Source organism: Mycobacterium sp. NGS16, from assembly GCF_059813225.1.
On record NZ_JCALEE010000001.1, the window covers coordinates 68,165 to 85,110 of the forward strand.

Genomic DNA, 16,946 nt, shown 5'->3' on the forward strand with positions numbered 1-16,946 from the left:
CTTGTACCCCATTCGGGACGCGATTACTTGACGGATGCTTGTTCGCGGCCGTGCCCGGCCGAGAACAACGCTACGGTGCGGGCGACTCTCGGGTCGGTGCGCAGCTGCTCAAGAGTCTCCGACAGCGGCAGTCGCCAGTTCGGATATTCATCGACGGTTCCCGGCAGATTGGGCTGACACGGGTCGGCCAGCACGTCGTAGGGGGAGACCAGTTTGAGCCGGCTCGGGGTGGCCGCCAGGAAGCGGTGCATGGCGGCGATGATCTTCTCGCTGTCGCCGGTGCCTTGGCCTTCACCGGGCTCAAGCAGGCCTTCGGCCCTCAACAGCGCCAGCCACTCGGCGCGTTCCTTGTCCGCGGCCGCTTGTGCGGCGGCCACGTCGTCGAGCAGTCCCCGCTCGGCGCGTGCCCGCACGTGCTCGGCGCCCAAGAATCCGGCGGCGGTGGGCAGGTCGTGGGTGGAGATGCTGGCGGCGACCGGAGCCGGCCATTTCGCGGCCGGAAGCAACGGCTGGCCGGGTGCTGATTCGTCGCGGGTGAACCAGGAGACCGCGCACCCCAGCATCCCGTTGTCGGCCAGTGCCCGGGTGACTTCCGGTTCGACGGTGCCCAGGTCTTCGCCGATGACGACGGCATTGGCGCGATGGGCCTCCAGCGCCAACACCGCGAGCATGACATCGTCGTCGTAGTGCACGTAGGTGCCGCGCTCGGGACCCTCACCGGGCGGGATCCACCACAACCGCCATAACCCGGCGACGTGATCGATCCGCACCCCGTCGGCGTGGGCCAGGACGGCCCGCAACATGTCGCGCAGCGCGCTGTAGCCGGTGGCGGCCAGCCGGTCCGGCCGCCAGGGCGGTAGCCCCCAGTCCTGGCCGAGCGGGCTGAACGTATCCGGCGGCGCCCCGACGCTCGCTGCACCGGCCAGCACGTCGGCGAGCGCCCAGGCGTCCGCGCCGTCGGCGTCGACGCCCACGGCCAAGTCGTGCAGCACCCCCAGCGCCATGCCCGAGCCGTGTGCGGCGGCCTGCACCGCCAGCAGCTGCTCGGCGCAGCGCTGCTGCACCCAGGCATGAAACGCGACCCGCGGGGCGAGGTCGCGCCGCGCCGCTGCCACCGCGGGGCCGGCCGCGTCGTGCAGCGGCGCCGGCCACGCCGTCCACCGAGCGCCATGGCGCTCGGCCAGCGCGCAGTAGGTCGACCAGTCCCGCAACGCCGCGCCGGCCGGCGACTCGTCCAGTGGGCAGGGGCGGCCCTCTGCCCGCCAAAGCAATTCCAGCGCCGCGCGTTTAGCCGCCCAGACCAGGTCGTAGTCGATTCGCGCGGTGTCCGCAGCGACCCGCAGCGCATCGACTTCCGCTCGGGTGTCCGGGTCGGCGCGCCGATACGCGTCGAGGTCGCCGATGCACAGCGCCAGCGGGTTGGCGAACCGCCGGCTCGACGGCGTGTACGGCGACGGCTGCACCGGATGCGTCGGCCCGGGGGCGTGCAGCGGGTTGAGCAGCACCGCCCCGGCTGCGTGCTCGGCGGCAGTCCACGTCACCCAGTCCCGCAGATCGGCCAGATCGCCGACGCCCCACGAGCGGGCGGACCGCAACGCGTACAACTGCAGCATCCAGCCCCAGGTCGCGGGCGCCGACGGGACCTGAGCCGGGGCCGCCACCAGGGTGATCTGCTGGTCGTTGCGCAGCGCAAGTTGATACCACCCCGGCCTCAGGCCGGCCGGCAGTTCATCGCGCACCGCGATACGCTCGCCGTCCTCGCCCGCCAGGGCAACGGCCCCGGGAAACGGGAGCGGCCCACCGGTGACCCGTACCGCGGCCGTCGGAGGCGATATACCCGCGTGCTCGCGTTCTGCGAGCCTCTTCAACTCGCCACGGCGGTCGGTTGTGCTGCGGGCCTCGACCTCGAGCAGCCGCAGCACCCGGATCACGACGTCGGCATCGACGTGCACCACCTCGCGACGCTCGTTGCGGTAGGCGGTGGCAACACCGTGTGCCGCGGCCAGCCGGCGCAGGTCGTCGGGCACGGGTTCGGGCGAGCTGGTCACGACAACGGCTATACCCGCCTCGGCCGTCGGCGAAAGCGGCGGTCTGTGGTGCGCTGACCGTAGTGTCGTAGGCAGCGATAGTTTGACCGCCCGACAGGCGGGTAGCCACACCCCGGCCGAAGGTGTCGAACTATCGAAAGTCCTGACGAGATTGGGTGAACATGGGCATTACCCGAGATCCGGCAAGGGATGGCACCGGTGTCAGGGAGCCAGCCGATACCCCACCGACGTCGCCCACCAGCTGGCCGGGCAACAGCGCGCCGCTGGGCGCCGCCTACGACGGCGGAGGAACCAATTTCGCGCTGTTCTCCGAGATCGCCGAGAAGGTCGACCTGTGCCTGATCGACGAGAGCGGTGACCAGACCTGTATCCCGCTCGAGGAAGTGGACGGGTACGTCTGGCACGCCTACCTGCCGACGGTGTCCCCGGGGCAGCATTACGGCTACCGGGTGCACGGACCGTTCGACCCGCCGGCCGGACACCGCTGCGATTCCAGCAAGCTGTTGCTCGACCCGTACGGCCGCGCGTTCGCCGGCGACTTCGACTTTTCTCAGGCGCTGTTCTCCTACGACATGGCAGCCGGTGACGACCCACCGCGAGCCGAAACCCTGCCGAGAGTCGATTCGCTCGGACACACCATGACCAGCGTGGTGATCAACCCGTACTTCGACTGGGCAGCCGATCGGCCACCGAAGACGCCCTACAACGAGACGATCATCTACGAGACGCATGTCAAGGGCATGACCCAGACCCATCCGGGCATCCCGGAGGAGCTGCGCGGTACCTACGCCGGATTGGCTCACCCGGCCGTCATCGACCACCTCAAGGCGCTCAATGTCACGGCTATCGAGCTGATGCCGGTACACCAATTCATGCACGACGACCGCCTGTTGCAGCTGGGCCTGCGAAACTACTGGGGCTACAACACGTTCGGCTTCTTCGCCCCGCACAGCGCGTATGCGGCGAACCAGCAGCCGGGTGCAGCGGTCGCGGAATTCAAGACGATGGTGCGCACCTTCCACGAAGCCGGTATCGAGGTGATCCTCGATGTGGTCTACAACCACACCGCCGAAGGCAACCACCTCGGCCCGACCATCAACTTCCGGGGGATCGACAACGCCGCTTACTATCGGCTGGTCGACGACGACCGCAGCATGTATATGGATTACACCGGCACCGGAAACAGCCTCAACGCGCGCCACCCGCATGCACTGCAATTGATCATGGATTCACTGAGATACTGGGTGACCGAGATGCACGTCGACGGTTTCCGCTTCGACCTGGCATCGACATTGGCTCGCGAATTCTATGACGTCGACCGCCTTTCGGCTTTCTTCGACCTGATCCAGCAGGACCCGGTGGTCAGCCAGGTCAAGCTGATCGCCGAGCCGTGGGACGTCGGCGAAGGCGGTTACCAGGTCGGCAATTTCCCCGGCCTGTGGACCGAATGGAACGGAAAGTACCGCGACACCGTGCGTGATTACTGGCGCGGCGAGCCGGAGACGCTGGGCGAGTTCGCCTCTCGGCTCACGGGTTCGTCGGACCTGTATGAGGCCACCGGGCGCCGGCCCGGAGCCAGCATCAACTTCGTCGTCGCCCACGACGGATTCACGCTGCATGACCTGGTCTCCTACAACGAAAAACACAACGAGGCCAACGGTGACGACAACACCGACGGCGAGAGCCACAATCGGTCGTGGAACTGCGGTGTGGAAGGCCCCAGCGACGACCCGGACATCCTGGCACTACGGGCCCGCCAGATGCGCAACATCATGGCCACCCTGATGCTGTCCCAAGGCACCCCGATGATCGCCCACGGCGACGAAATGGGCCGCACCCAGCACGGCAACAACAACGCCTACTGCCAGGACTCCGAACTCGCCTGGATGGATTGGTCGCTGGCCGAGAAGAATTCCGATCTGCTGGCGTTCACCCGCCGGGTGACGCAGCTGCGAAAGGACCACCCGGTGTTTCGGCGTCGGCGGTTCTTTGAAGGACGCCCGGTCCGCCACGGTGACGAGATCGGTGACATCGCGTGGTTCACCCCGGCCGGCCAGGAGATGAGCCAAGACGATTGGGACAACGGCTTCGACAAGTGCATCATGGTGTTCCTCAACGGTGAGGCGATCCGCGAGCCCGATGTGCGCGGCCAACGGGTGGTGGATGACTCATTTGTACTGTGCTTCAATGCGCACGAGGAGACGGTCGGGTTCGCCGTTCCCGGAGGGGATTACGCGCAAGAGTGGACCGTCGAATTGGACACCGCCTCGCCGGTGTCCCCGGACGAACAGCCGGTGCAGGCCGGCGGCGAGATCCCGGTGCCGGCTCGTTCGCTGCTCGTCTTGCGGAAAGTGCGCTAACGCATGACGCGCCCGGTGCTGTCCACATATCGGTTACAGCTGCGGGGCCCGGAAAGCGGTTTCGCATTCACCTTCGCCGACGCCGAGCAGCTACTCGACTACTTCGACGAACTCGGAATCTCGCATCTTTACCTCTCACCGGTCATGACCGCGGTACGCGGGTCGGCGCATGGTTACGACGTCGTCGATCCGACGACGGTCTCTGCTGAACTCGGCGGTCCGCAGGGCCTGGCCCGACTGTCGGCGGCCGCACACGCCCGCGGAATCGGTCTGGTCATCGACATCGTGCCCAATCACGTCGGCGTGGCCCGGCCGGAGCAGAACCCGTGGTGGTGGGACGTGCTCAAGCACGGCCGGTCCTCGCCGTACTCGGCGTTCTTCGACATCGACTGGGAGCTCGGCGATGGCCGGATCATCCTGCCGGTGTTGGGATCCGACGCCGACGTCGCCGACCTGGCCGTCGACGGGGAGGTGCTGCGGTTGGGTGATCTCGTCTTTCCGATTGCTCCCGGGACCGGAAGCGGTAGCGGTGCACAGGTCCACGACCGACAGCATTATCGGCTGGTCGGGTGGCGCAACGGCACGTGCGGGTACCGGCGCTTCTTTTCGATCACCTCGCTGGCCGGCCTGCGCCAAGAAGACCGGGCGGTCTTCGACGCCTGGCACGCCGAGCTGTCACGCTGGATCGACGCCCGTCTCATCGACGGCGTGCGGGTCGATCACCCGGACGGGCTGTCGGATCCGTGTGGATATCTGCAATGGCTGCGTACGCTGGTGGGTCCGGACGCCTGGATCGTCGTCGAAAAGATTCTGGCCGTGGACGAACCGCTGGAATCGACCATGCCGGTGGCCGGCTCCACCGGGTACGACGTCCTGCGGGAGATCGGCGGGCTGTTCATCGACCCGACTGGTGAGGCGGCGCTGACCGAGTTGTTTGAAACCGTCGGTGTCGACTATCGCGCGATGCCGATGTTGTTGATCGAACAGAAAGAGATCGCCGCTGCCGAGACGCTGGGCAGCGAGCTGGCGCGGCTGCGCCGTTGCATGGTGAACGCTACCGGTGCCGACCATCCGCTGCTATCGGAGGCCATCGTGGCACTGCTCGGTCAGGTCGGCGTCTATCGCAGTGACTACCCGGGCTTGGCGGCGCGGCTGCCCATGGCGCTGGCCGAAACCTGCGCAGAGAAACCCGAACTCGCCCAACCGCTTGAGCTGGTCGCTGCCGCGATCGCCGATGACCGCGAATCCGCGGTGCGGCTGCAACAGCTGTGCGGGGCGGTGACGGCCAAGGCAACCGAAGACTGCATGTTCTACCGTGACGCACGGCTGGTATCGCTCAACGAAGTCGGCGGGGACCCGCAACGTTTCGGCGTGGGGGCCGCCGAGTTTCATCAGCGGGCCGCTACCAGGGCTCGACGCTGGCCGCACACCATGACCACCCTGTCCACGCACGACACCAAACGCGGCGAGGACGTGCGGGCCCGCATCGGCGTGCTGTCGCAGGTGCCGTCGTTATGGGCCGAGTTCGTCGCCCGTTGGGAGTCCAGTGTCCCATCGCCTGATCTGGCTACCGGGCTCTTCCTGTGGCAGAACATCTTCGGGGTGTGGCCTGTCGACGGCCGGGTCAACACCGCACTGCGCGAGCGGCTGCACGCGTATGCCGAAAAGGCCGTGCGCGAAGCGGCTCGACGCACCTCGTGGCACGATCCCGACACCGAGTTCGAGGCCGCGGTCCACCGTTGGCTCGACGGCATACTCGACGGGCCCGTCGCGCAGCAACTGACCGAGCTCGTCACCGAACTGCGTCCGCACATCGAAACCGACATCCTGGGCCAAAAGCTCTTGGCGTTGACCGTTCCCGGCATCCCCGACGTGTATCAGGGCACCGAACTGTTCGACGACAGCCTGGTCGACCCGGACAACCGACGGCCGGTCGACTACGCCGCGCGCCGCGAGGCGCTCACCTCCTTACGGGACCCGAAAATGCGGGTGGTCGCGGCAGCGCTGCGCATGCGGCGGGCGCGTCCCGACACCTTCCTGCACGGCGGTTATCACCCCATCCCGGCGTCGGGCCCGGCCGCCGAACATGTCGTCGCGTTCGGCCGGGGCCAGGACGTGGTGGTGGCGGTCAGCCGTTGGACGGTGCGCCTGCCCGAGAGCGGCTGGCGCGGTACTGACGTTGCGCTGCCGGCGGGCATCTGGGCCGACGCCCTCTCCGGCGGGCGACACAGCGGACCGGTGCGGGCCGCCGAGCTGTTCGCCGAACTACCCGTGGCCCTGTTGGAGCGGGTCGATGACTGACTTCGCCGTCTGGGCGCCCACGCCGGCCGTCGTCGCCCTCGATGTCGACGGGGTGTCGCACCCGATGAACCGTGGCCGAGACGGGTGGTGGCACACAACGCTGGAGGTGGCGCCGGATGCCCGCTACGGGTATCTACTCGACGACGACCCGCAGGTCCTTCCGGATCCCCGGTCGGCGCGCCAGCCCGACGGCGTGCATGCGCGTTCCGCGTTATGGGACGACACCGGGCTCACCTGGACCGACGACAACTGGGCGGGGCGCGGCGTCGAGGGTGCGGTGATCTACGAGCTGCACATCGGCACCTTCACCCCGGCCGGGACCTTCGATTCCGCCATCGAGAAGCTGGACCACCTGGTCGGTCTGGGCGTCGACTTCGTGGAACTGATGCCGGTCAATGCGTTCTCCGGGACCCACGGCTGGGGATACGACGGCGTGCTGTGGTACGCGGTGCATGAGCCCTACGGCGGCCCAGATGGGCTGGCGCGCTTCATCGATGCCTGTCACGGCCGCGGCCTGGGTGTGCTGATCGACGCCGTCTTCAACCACTTCGGCCCGTCCGGGAACTACCTGCCGCGCTTCGGGCCGTACCTGGCCGAAGCGCGCAACCCGTGGGGCAATGCCGTCAACATCGACGGCCCGGACTCCGACGAGGTCCGCCGCTACATCATCGATTGCGCGCTGCGCTGGATGCGGGTCTTCCACGCCGACGGGCTACGGCTGGACGCCGTGCACGCGCTGGTGGACACCACCGCGATCCACATTCTCGAAGAGCTGGCCGCCGAAACCGACGCGCTCGCCACACAATTGGGCCGCCCGCTGTCGCTGATCGCCGAAAGCGACCGCAATGATCCGCGCACCATCACCCGGCGCCAAGACGGGGGCTACGGGATCACCGCGCAATGGGATGACGACATCCATCACGCCATTCACACCGCGGTGTCCGGCGAGCGGCAGGGTTACTACGCTGATTTCGGCAGCATGGCGACCCTGGCGACCACGTTGCGCAACGGGTTCTTCCACGCGGGCACTTATTCGTCGTTTCGGCGCCGGCGGCACGGCCGTCCGCTGCCGATCGCGCAGATTCCAGCCACCCGGCTGTTGGCCTATACCTGCACGCACGATCAGGTCGGCAACCGGGCGCTGGGGGATCGCCCATCGCAGAACCTGGCGGCCGGGCAGCTCGCGGTCAAAGCGGCGCTGGTGCTTTTCTCGCCCTACACCGCAATGCTTTTCATGGGAGAGGAATGGGGTGCGCTTACCCCTTTCCAGTTCTTCAGCTCGCATGAGGACCCGCAGATCGCCCGCGCCACCGCCGAAGGCCGCAAAGCCGAGTTTGCCGAGCACGGCTGGGACGCCGCCGAGATTCCGGACCCGCAGGACCCGGCGACCTTCCAGCGGTCGAAGCTGGACTGGGACGAGGTCGCCGGGCAGGGGCATCTGCAACTGCTCGGGGTCTACAACGCGCTGATCCGGCTACGCAGCGACGCGGATCTGGCCGATCCGTGGTTGGGCGACTTGCAGGTCGACTACGACGAGGACCAGCGATGGATCACCATGCGCCGCGGCCGACTTGTGCTCGCCTGCAACCTGAACGACGCCCCGGTCAGTGTGCCGGCGTCCGGCGAGGTGGTGCTGGCCTGGGGCGCACCGCGGTTCGACGAGGAAATGATGCAGGTGCCCGGGCAATCGTTCGTGGTGCTGCGAACTGCCGGCTAAGGCCGGGGTCAGAACACCGTCTGCGCGCAGGTGGACGGCGTGGTCAGGTTGACCCCGCTGTAGACCACCTGCACATGGGTGCAGACGATCACATTGGCATCGGTCTTGGGCCGGCCGGTGGAGTACTCGAGCACGTCGATGCTGCCGTTGGTCTGGTACTTCTCCGGCGGCCCTTCGCCGAAGTACATCGACTGGATCACCGCCCCGGTGCCGTCTTTGAACACCTTCGTTCCGGGGCCGCCGCGGTCTTTGAACCAGCCCTCCCCGCCGTCGGTGTGCACATCCAGGTAGGCCGTCCGCTTCGACGAGCGGATCTCGGTGCTCTGGCGGGCCCACAGGTCGGGCGGGAACCCGGTCATGCCGTCCGGCGTCTGCAGTTGCACCCCGACGGTGAACCGGCACAGCGGCGGGGCGGCGCAGTCGACCCAGCTGTGGGTCTGCAGTTGATCAAACTCGTTCACCGGGAACAACGAGGTCTTGGTGTCACTGGCCGCCGACGCTGGTGCGGGCGGGATCAGCACGGCCAGCAGCGTCAACGCCGCCGGCATCATCAGCAACCGCTTCATGTCGCACCAACCTAGACCCGAGATCACTCGTCGTAGGTTACTTCCACCGAATCCGTCTCCGGATGGGCCTGGCAGGCCAGGACCAGGCCCTCGGCGAGGTCCTGCGGCTCCAACACGTCGTTGACCTCCATGGTGACCTTGCCGTTCTTGAGAACGCAGGCGCAGGCGCCGCAGTGCCCCTCCCGGCAGGAGAACGGGGCGTCGAGACCCTTGTCGAGCAGCAAGTCCAGCAGCTTCACGTGGCGGGGCCATTGCACCTCATGGGTCTCGCCGTCGAGTTCCACGGTGACGGTCGCGGGCGGCTGGGCGGCCCCCTCGGCCCCTTCGGGGGCATCGGTGATCTTGACCGCGGCGAACGGATCGCTGTCCAGCGACTTGAACACCTCGAGGTGGACTTGCTCGGCTGGGACGTTCAAGGCCTCCAGGGCGTCGCGGGAAGCCTGCATGAACGGGCCCGGACCGCAGATGAAGGCCTGGCGGTCGGTGTAGGGGCCGGCCAGCTGTGCCAGCGCGGCGGTGCTCGGCAAGCCCTGCACCGACTCCAGCCAGTGCACGACCGTCAGCCGGTCGGGGTACTTGGCGGCCAATTCGCGCAGCGCGGCGGCGAAGATCACCGAACGCTCGTCGCGGTTGGCATAGACCAGGGTCACCTGGCCGCTGCCCTGCGACAGCGCCGATTTGCAGATCGCCATCATCGGGGTGATCCCGCTGCCGGCGGCCAGCAGCAGGAAATCGGTGTCCAGTGACTTGGGCACGAAGGTGCCCGACGGCGCCAGCACGTGGACCCGCATTCCCGGGTGGGCATGGTCGCACAGCCAGTTCGACGCGTAGCCGTCCGCGGTCCGTTTGACGGTCACGGTCAGCGCGTCGTCGGTGAACGGGGAGCTGCACAGCGAGTAGCAGCGGGCCACCGAGCCGGTGCGATCGCTGGGGATCCGCAGCGTCAGGAACTGGCCGGGCGAGTACTTCAGCCGCTGCGCCGGGATCTCCGGATCGTCGGGCCCGTCCGGCACGCCGAACACCAGCGAGCACGCGTCGTCGGTCTCGGCGACGACTTGGGTGATCTGCAATTCCAGGACGTGACTACCCAGTGGTTCGTCCGGAATGGTCTCCGCCACAGCCCGCCCCTCATCGTTGGTCATAACTAGAACAGGTTACAGAAAACTGGCCCGGTATCGCTACCAGCCGCAGGAACACCCCGCTCGACACAAATCGGAACGTGTTCTAATCTCACTCTAGGCTGGTTGAAAAACCGGGCCGCTAACCTGCTCACTCCTGGGAGGCAATCTAGTGACGTCCATTCAACAGCGTGACGCCCAGTCGGTGCTGGCCGCCATCGACGACCTTCTTCCGCAGCTGCGCGAGCGCGCCCAGGAGGCCGAAGACCTGCGCCGGCTGCCCGACGCCAACGTCAAGGCGCTCGAGGACATCGGCTTCTTCCGGCTGCTGCAGCCCGAACAGTGGGGCGGGATGCAGTGCGACCCGACGATCTTCTACGAGGCGGTGCGCCGGCTGGCCAGCGCCTGCGGCTCCACCGGGTGGGTCGCCGGGATCATCGGCGTGCACAACTGGCACCTGGCGCTCTTCGACCAGCAGGCCCAGGAGGACGTCTGGGGCGAGGACACCAGCGTCCGGATCTCGTCGTCGTATGCACCGATGGGCGCCGGCGTCGTCACCGAGACGGCCGACGGCTACATCGTCAACGGGTCGTGGAACTGGTCGTCGGGTTGTGACCACGCCACCTGGGCTTTCCTGGGCGGCCCGGTGATCAAGGACGGCAAGCCGGTGGACTTCGGCAGCTTCTTGATCCCGATCTCCGACTACCGCATCGACGACGTCTGGCACGTGGTCGGCCTGCGGGGAACCGGCAGCAACACCGTTGTGGTCAAGGACGCCTTCGTGCCCCGGCACCGCTTCCTGTCCTACCGGGCCATGAACGACGGCACCGCCGGCGGCTACCAGACCAACACCGCCCCGGTCTACAAGATGCCGTGGGGCACCATCCACCCCACCACGATCTCGACGCCGATCATGGGCATGGCCTACGGCGCCTACGCCGCGCACGTCGAGCACCAGGGCAAACGGGTCCGGGCGGCGTTCGCCGGGGAGAAGGCCAAGGACGACCCGTTCGCCAAGGTGCGGATCGCCGAGGCTGCCAGCGACATCGACGCCGGCTGGCGGCAGCTGATCGGCAACGTCGCCGACGAGTACGCCCTGCTGGCGGCCGGCAAGGAGATTCCGTTCGAGCTGCGGGCCCGCGCCCGGCGCGACCAGGTGCGCGCCACCGGTCGGGCCATCGCCTCCATCGACCGGCTCTTCGAGGCGGCCGGTGCCACCGCGCTCTCCAACGACGCTCCGGTGCAGCGGTTCTGGCGCGACGCGCACGCCGGCCGGGTGCACGCGGCCAACGACCCGGAGCGGGCATACATGATCTTCGGTAACCACGAGTTCGGGTTGCCGCCCGGCGACACAATGGTCTGAGCGGGCCCCGACCCGGGACATAGACGAGCTTGCGGGAGGTATCGCGATGAGTATCCGTTCGCTGGGGTATCTGCGGATCCAGGCCACCGACATGGCGGCCTGGCGGGAGTTCGGCCTGAAGGTTCTCGGCATGGTCGAGGGCGACGGGGCGACCGAGGGTGCGCTGTACCTGCGGATGGACGACTTCCCCGCCCGGCTGGTGATCGTGCCCGGCGACACCGACCGGCTGCTGTCGTCGGGCTGGGAGTGCGCCAACGCCGAAGGCCTGCAGGACATCCGGCAGCGCCTGGAAGTCGAGGGCACGCCGTACAAGGAGGCGGACGCCGCCGAACTCGCCGAGCGCCGCGTCGTCGAGATGATCACCTTCGCCGACCCGTCCGGCAACACCCTGGAGGTGTTCCACGGCGTGGCGCTGCAGCACCGCCGGGTGGTCAGCCCCTACGGTCACCGGTTCGTCACCGAGGAACAGGGTCTGGGCCACGTGGTGCTGTCGACCAAGGACGACGCCGAGGCGCTGCACTTCTACCGTGACGTGCTCGGCTTCCGGCTGCGTGACTCGATGCGGCTGCCCCCGCAGATGGTGGGCCGCCCGGCCGACGGCGACCCGGCGTGGTTGCGGTTCTTCGGCTGCAACCCCCGCCACCACAGCCTGGCGTTTCTGCCGATGCCCACGCCGACCGGCATCGTGCACCTGATGGTCGAGGTGGGGGAGGCCGACGACGTCGGGCTCTGCCTGGACCGGGCGTATCGCCGCAAGGTGCCGATGGCCGCGACCCTGGGCCGGCACGTCAACGACAAGATGCTGTCGTTCTACATGAAGTCGCCCAGCGGCTTTCAGATCGAATTCGGTTGCGAGGGACTGGAAGTCGACGACGACGACTGGGTGGCCCGGGAGAGCACCGCGGTCAGCCTGTGGGGGCATGACTTCACGGTGGGCATCGAGAAGTAGCGGCCGATAGTGACCGACGAGCTTCCGATCGACCCGCGCGCGTTCCGCAACGTACTCGGCCAGTTCTGCACGGGCATCACCATCATCACCACCGTGCACGACGGTGCGCCGATCGGGTTCGCCTGTCAGTCGTTCGCCGCGTTGTCACTGGATCCGCCGCTGGTGCTGTTCTGCCCGACCAAGATGTCGCGGTCCTGGCAGGCCATCGAGGCCAGCGGAAAGTTCTGCGTCAACATCCTGGCCGAGGAGCAGAAGGACGTCTGCGCCCGGTTCGGCTCCCGGGAACCCGACAAGTTCGCCGGGGTGGATTGGACGCCGTCCCCGCTGGGCTCGCCGATCCTGGCCCGGTCGCTGGCTCACATCGACTGCACGGTGGCCTCGGTGCACGACGGCGGCGACCACTTCGTGGTTTTCGGTGCGGTGCAATCGCTTTCCGATGTACCCGAAGTCAAGCCCCGGCCGCTGCTGTTCTACCGCGGCGACTACACCGGCATCGAGCCGGAGAAGACCACGCCCGCACAGTGGCGCGACGACCTGGAGGCGTTCCTGACCGCCACCACCGACGACACCTGGCTGTAAGCCCCGCAGCCAATCCCCCGCCGAGTCGGAATCCGGCGACGCCGAACCGGCGTGTCGCGTCGTGAGATTCCGACTCGGGAGAGCTTCAGTGCCAGCGCTGCTGGTGCTCGGCGTGGGTGCGCAGATAGCCGCCCGGGCGAAAGAACTCGTCGTAGAAGTCGGTGTCCAGATGCTGGGCCTGCAGGTACATCAGCGCATGCACCGTCGGTACGCTGCCGGGCAGCTTGCCGAAGGTGTCGTAGATATAGGACGCCTGCAGCGTGACCAGCTCGGCGATACCGTCCGGCGGCAGGGCCGAGCCGCGCACCCGCGGCGTATCCGACCACGGACCCGGCGTCGACGGGTGCGACGGCCCGCCGGGACCGAACTTTCGGGTCACCAGCTTGGCCACGCCCTCGGCCACCGACGGCACATGCGGCGGGCTCAGCGTCTCGAAATGGCCGGGCAGCCCGGTCACATTGGGCAACGGCCAGCGCGGATCGTCATCGGCGACGAACCCGAACGCGCGCAGCACCGAAACCCGGTCCAGCCCATCGAATATCCAGCCGCCCAAGCCCATCGCCTGTAACCCCAGCGCCCCATTGTGGGCGGCGATGGACAGCTCTGCGCTGGCCTCGGTCAGGCTGTACTGCTCGACGAACGACAGCGGGATCGGGTCGTCGGCGTGCGCCAAACCCGAGAATGCTTGCAGCCCGGGGATCGCACGACCGGTGATGTCGTCGGTGATGCGGTAGCCGTTGGCCGCGAAGAACCACAGGTTCTCCAGCAGGTGCTCGGCCAGGTCGGCCACCGCGAACGCCAGCAGGCTGCCCGGGTGATTGCCGATCCAGGTGTTGTGACCCTCCATATAGGGCTCTTCGCGGGGCAGCTCCAAGCGGGAATCCGACAGCTGCACATACGAATCCGCAGTATGGCCGATCCAATCCTCGAGGGTGGCGAATTCTCGTGGTTGCTGATCGCGGGTGGGCAACAGATAGCAGCCGGTGTCGTCGGTGAAGAACAGCTGGCTGGTGTGAAAGCCCGCCGCCGATGGCATCGCCCGGCCACTGGCGCTGCCGGGGTAGTTGGGCAGTGCGGGGGCGTATCCGGGATGGTGGGCGATACCGTCATGCCAGCCGGTGACCCCACCCATCAGTGACAGCAGCAGCGCCCGCTCCACTGCCGACAGCGGTTGCACCGGCCGGCGGCTGGTATAGGCCAGCGCGCCAGCCGGGATGGCGCCACCGACCGGGAAGCGGCGCGACCGGCGCCCGGTGATCGCGGCGAACAGGCCGAAGCCGGCCGCGTCGGCCAGTGCGGCCCGTTCCTGGTCGCTGATCGACAGGCCCATCGGCCCGACCTACTTGCTGACGGTCTCCAGCAGCGTGGCCAGCTGGGTCGGGGAGACCGTGATGCCGCACTGGTTCTTCAGGTCGGTCAGCGGTGCGGCGATGCCCTGCAGGGTCGACAGCTGGTCGAGGTGGCCGATGAAGTAGCCCTGCACCGAGGACTTGGCCTGCTCCGGCGGCATCGTGGCCGCCGACGTCAGCACGTCGTTGGCCTCGGGGTGGTCGTTGAGGAACCCACCGGCCTGGCTCAGCACGCCGCTGGCGGTGTTGGCCAGCCCGGCGGCGGTGCAGGGCGCCGGTGCGGCATCGGCCGGCGGCGTGGACCCGGAGGTCACCGTGGCGGCCACCGCGCCGAGGATGCCGACGGCTGCCGCGCCGATCGCCAGGCGAGACGTCGTGGTTGTGCGCATTGCTGTGGTCCCTTCGATCAGGTAGGTCGAGCTTGTGGGTAAACCTACCGGAGCGGGAGCCAGCCGCTGATTCGATGCAACGCTTCGGAGATATCGGCGGTCGGCCCGGCGAACGACAACCGGACGAAGGTGTTGCCGCGCTCGGTGTCGAAGTCGACACCCGGCGCCACGGCGACACCGGTGTCGGCGAGCAACCGCGCGCAGAACGCCAGGGAGTCGTCGGTGTAGTCCGCGACGTCGGCGTAGACATAGAACGCCCCGTCGGTGGGCGCCAACCGGTCGATACCGATGTCGCGCAGCCCGGTCAGCAGCAGTTCCCGGTTGGCCGCGTAATGCCGCAGGTGGCCTTGCGCTTCGGCGATCGCCTCGGGCGTGAAGGCCGCGACCGCCGCGTACTGGGCCAGCACCGGCGGGCAGATGGTGAAGTTGCCGGCCAGGCAGTCCACCGCGCGTCGCAACGCCGGCGGCACCAGCAGCCAGCCCAGCCGCCAGCCGGTCATCGCGAAGTACTTCGAAAAGCTGTTGGCCACCACCGCGTTGCGGGAGGTCTGCCAGGCGCAGCTGGTCTCCGGGGCGCCCTCATAGACCAGCCCGTGGTAGACCTCGTCGCTGATCAGCCGTACGCCCGCCTCGTCGCACCAGGTCGCGATCGCGGCCAGCTCCGCCGGTTCCAGGACGGTCCCGGTCGGGTTGGCCGGGCTGGCGACGATCACCCCGGCCAGCGGCCCGGGGATCGCGGCGAGCATCTCAGCAGTCGGCTGGAAGCGGGTTTGCGGCCCGCACGGGATCTCGATCACCTCGCAGCCGAGGGCGGTCAGGATGTTGCGGTAACACGGGTAGCCGGGGCTGGCGATCGCCACCCGGTCGCCGACGTCGAAGCAGGCCAGAAACGCCAGCAGGAAGCCGCCGGATGACCCGGTGGTCACCACCACGTCGTCAGCGTCGACGTCGAGCCCGTAGCGATCGGCGTAGGAGCCGGCGATAGCCGCGCGCAGCTCCGGGATCCCCAGCGCAACGGTGTAGCCGAGCTGGTTGGCCTGCAGGGCCGCCGCGGCGGCCGAGCGCACCGGCTCGGGTGCGCCCACGCTGGGCTGCCCGGCGGACAGGTTCACCAGGTCGCCATGGCTGCGCTGGCGCTGCGCGGCGGCCAGCCACACGTCCATCACGTGAAACGGCGGGATGCCGGCGCGCAGCGCCGTGCGGTCGAGACGGGCGGTCATGCGCCCACGCCCAGGAAGGTGAACGGTTCGGCGACGGCAAAGCGCGCCGACGTCTCACCGGCGAAGACGTTGCTGTCATCGGAGCCGAGGTCGAGCTTGCGCACCGCGGCCCCCGGCACGAAGTCGAGCTTCTTCAGATCCACCCAGAACACATTGGGTGTCAGCGCGGATTCGAAGCAATACAGCTTGTGGCCGTGGTGGGCGACGGTGCGCCACCGCGTCGAGGAGATGTTGGGCTCGTCAGGAGTGGTGATACCGAACGGCACCGACACGTTGCGCACCACGCTGAGCACCGACGCGAGCGCGATCTTCGGATCCTCGGATTTGGGTATCGCGTTGACGTAGAACGAGGCTCGGGCGAACCGGTCAGCGGCCCGGTTGGTGCCCGGCAGCATGACGGTGCCGCCCAGCTGCTCCCAGTAGGCGTTGACCGCAAGCTGCTGGTCGAAGACCGGGGAGTTCGTCATCACCTGATAGTCGCGGCTGTGGTGGATGGTCTGTTTGCCGCCAACATATTCCACGATCGCACTGTCACCGCTGGCGTCCGACATCGACAGATGCAGGGTCGCCAGACGGTCCTCACCGGGTACGCCGTCGGTCACCACGACGAACGGTTCGGTGCTCAAGGTCGCAACCGCCTCGGCCACGGTGGCGAAATTGTCGAGCATGTACTGGGCCCACACCGCGACCGACAGCCCGGGCCGGGAACCGTCGTAGCAGGGGTACTCCGACTCGGCCAGCCACAGCAGGTTGGCCGACAGCCCGGCCTCGTTCAGGCCGTCGGTGGTGCAGATGTCGTAGCCGGTGGCCACCACGCTGCCATATTTCGCCGTCCACTCAACGGAGTTCGCCCCGGCCTGCCCGCCGCGCCGCACGCCGCGCGGGAGCGCCCACAGATTGGTCGCCAGATCCAGCTTCCAGTCCATCGACCGCCCGGTGATGATGTTGCCGTTGGGTCCCAGGTAAACCAATCGGGTGCACACGTGT

At 68.0% G+C, this 16,946-nt stretch carries 13 protein-coding genes; 6 read left to right on the forward strand and 7 right to left on the reverse strand.

Annotated elements, in window-relative coordinates; all coding sequences use genetic code 11:
* Positions 1-23: 23 nt before the first annotated feature.
* Positions 24-2,048 (reverse strand): 4-alpha-glucanotransferase, encoded by a 2,025-nt coding sequence (gene malQ / locus AC5Y4Q_RS00310; protein WP_499957486.1) that lies wholly within the window; start codon positions 2,046-2,048, stop codon positions 24-26.
* Between the two features lie 161 nt (positions 2,049-2,209).
* Here malQ and glgX point away from each other — a divergent pair, with 161 nt between their 5' ends.
* From glgX to treZ, 3 genes are read left to right on the forward strand one after another with little or no spacing between them, the layout of a single operon-like run.
* A complete protein-coding gene (gene glgX / locus AC5Y4Q_RS00315; RefSeq protein ID WP_064923836.1) occupies positions 2,210-4,408 on the forward strand; it encodes a glycogen debranching protein GlgX in 2,199 nt (732 codons plus the stop codon).
* Positions 4,409-4,411: 3 nt separating this feature from the next.
* Positions 4,412-6,709, forward strand: coding sequence for a malto-oligosyltrehalose synthase (gene treY / locus AC5Y4Q_RS00320; protein ID WP_499957489.1), 2,298 nt, complete (start codon positions 4,412-4,414; stop codon positions 6,707-6,709).
* Entirely contained in the window at positions 6,702-8,426 is a 1,725-nt protein-coding gene (gene treZ / locus AC5Y4Q_RS00325) for a malto-oligosyltrehalose trehalohydrolase (RefSeq protein ID WP_499957491.1), read from the forward strand. Before treY ends, treZ begins: the two co-directional genes overlap by 8 nt.
* Before the next feature lie 8 nt (positions 8,427-8,434).
* Here treZ and AC5Y4Q_RS00330 read toward each other — a convergent pair whose 3' ends face one another.
* Together AC5Y4Q_RS00330 and AC5Y4Q_RS00335 are read right to left on the reverse strand one after the other, a co-directional pair.
* The gene (locus AC5Y4Q_RS00330; RefSeq protein WP_064923833.1) at positions 8,435-8,992 is read right to left on the reverse strand and encodes a hypothetical protein; all 558 of its coding nucleotides are present in this window, start codon (positions 8,990-8,992) and stop codon (positions 8,435-8,437) included.
* Positions 8,993-9,015: 23 nt separating this feature from the next.
* On the reverse strand, positions 9,016-10,110 hold the full coding sequence (locus AC5Y4Q_RS00335; protein WP_125224936.1) for a ferredoxin--NADP reductase: 1,095 nt from the start codon (positions 10,108-10,110) through the stop codon (positions 9,016-9,018).
* 172 nt (positions 10,111-10,282) lie between these two features.
* Between AC5Y4Q_RS00335 and hsaA the strand changes: the two genes are divergently transcribed.
* Genes hsaA through hsaB form a run of 3 tightly spaced genes read left to right on the forward strand, consistent with a single transcriptional unit; the run spans position 10,283 to position 13,001 of the window.
* Entirely contained in the window at positions 10,283-11,473 is a 1,191-nt protein-coding gene (gene hsaA / locus AC5Y4Q_RS00340) for a 3-hydroxy-9,10-secoandrosta-1,3,5(10)-triene-9,17-dione monooxygenase oxygenase subunit (protein ID WP_499957493.1), read from the forward strand.
* 46 nt (positions 11,474-11,519) lie between these two features.
* The gene (gene hsaC, locus AC5Y4Q_RS00345) at positions 11,520-12,422 is read left to right on the forward strand and encodes an iron-dependent extradiol dioxygenase HsaC (protein ID WP_064922111.1); all 903 of its coding nucleotides are present in this window, start codon (positions 11,520-11,522) and stop codon (positions 12,420-12,422) included.
* Between the two features lie 27 nt (positions 12,423-12,449).
* Complete coding sequence (gene hsaB, locus AC5Y4Q_RS00350) at positions 12,450-13,001, forward strand: 3-hydroxy-9,10-secoandrosta-1,3,5(10)-triene-9,17-dione monooxygenase reductase subunit (protein WP_207515998.1); 552 nt, start codon at positions 12,450-12,452, stop codon at positions 12,999-13,001.
* 85 nt (positions 13,002-13,086) lie between these two features.
* Here hsaB and AC5Y4Q_RS00355 read toward each other — a convergent pair whose 3' ends face one another.
* Genes AC5Y4Q_RS00355 through AC5Y4Q_RS00370 form a run of 4 tightly spaced genes read right to left on the reverse strand, consistent with a single transcriptional unit; the run spans position 13,087 to position 16,942 of the window.
* The gene (locus tag AC5Y4Q_RS00355) at positions 13,087-14,331 is read right to left on the reverse strand and encodes a hypothetical protein (RefSeq protein WP_499957497.1); all 1,245 of its coding nucleotides are present in this window, start codon (positions 14,329-14,331) and stop codon (positions 13,087-13,089) included.
* Between the two features lie 9 nt (positions 14,332-14,340).
* Positions 14,341-14,739, reverse strand: coding sequence for a heme-binding protein (locus AC5Y4Q_RS00360; protein ID WP_064922108.1), 399 nt, complete (start codon positions 14,737-14,739; stop codon positions 14,341-14,343).
* A 44-nt stretch (positions 14,740-14,783) separates the two neighbouring features.
* Complete coding sequence (locus AC5Y4Q_RS00365) at positions 14,784-15,959, reverse strand: pyridoxal phosphate-dependent aminotransferase (protein ID WP_499957500.1); 1,176 nt, start codon at positions 15,957-15,959, stop codon at positions 14,784-14,786.
* The gene (locus AC5Y4Q_RS00370; protein ID WP_064922106.1) at positions 15,956-16,942 is read right to left on the reverse strand and encodes a linear amide C-N hydrolase; all 987 of its coding nucleotides are present in this window, start codon (positions 16,940-16,942) and stop codon (positions 15,956-15,958) included. Before AC5Y4Q_RS00370 ends, AC5Y4Q_RS00365 begins: the two co-directional genes overlap by 4 nt.
* Positions 16,943-16,946: the final 4 nt, after the last annotated feature.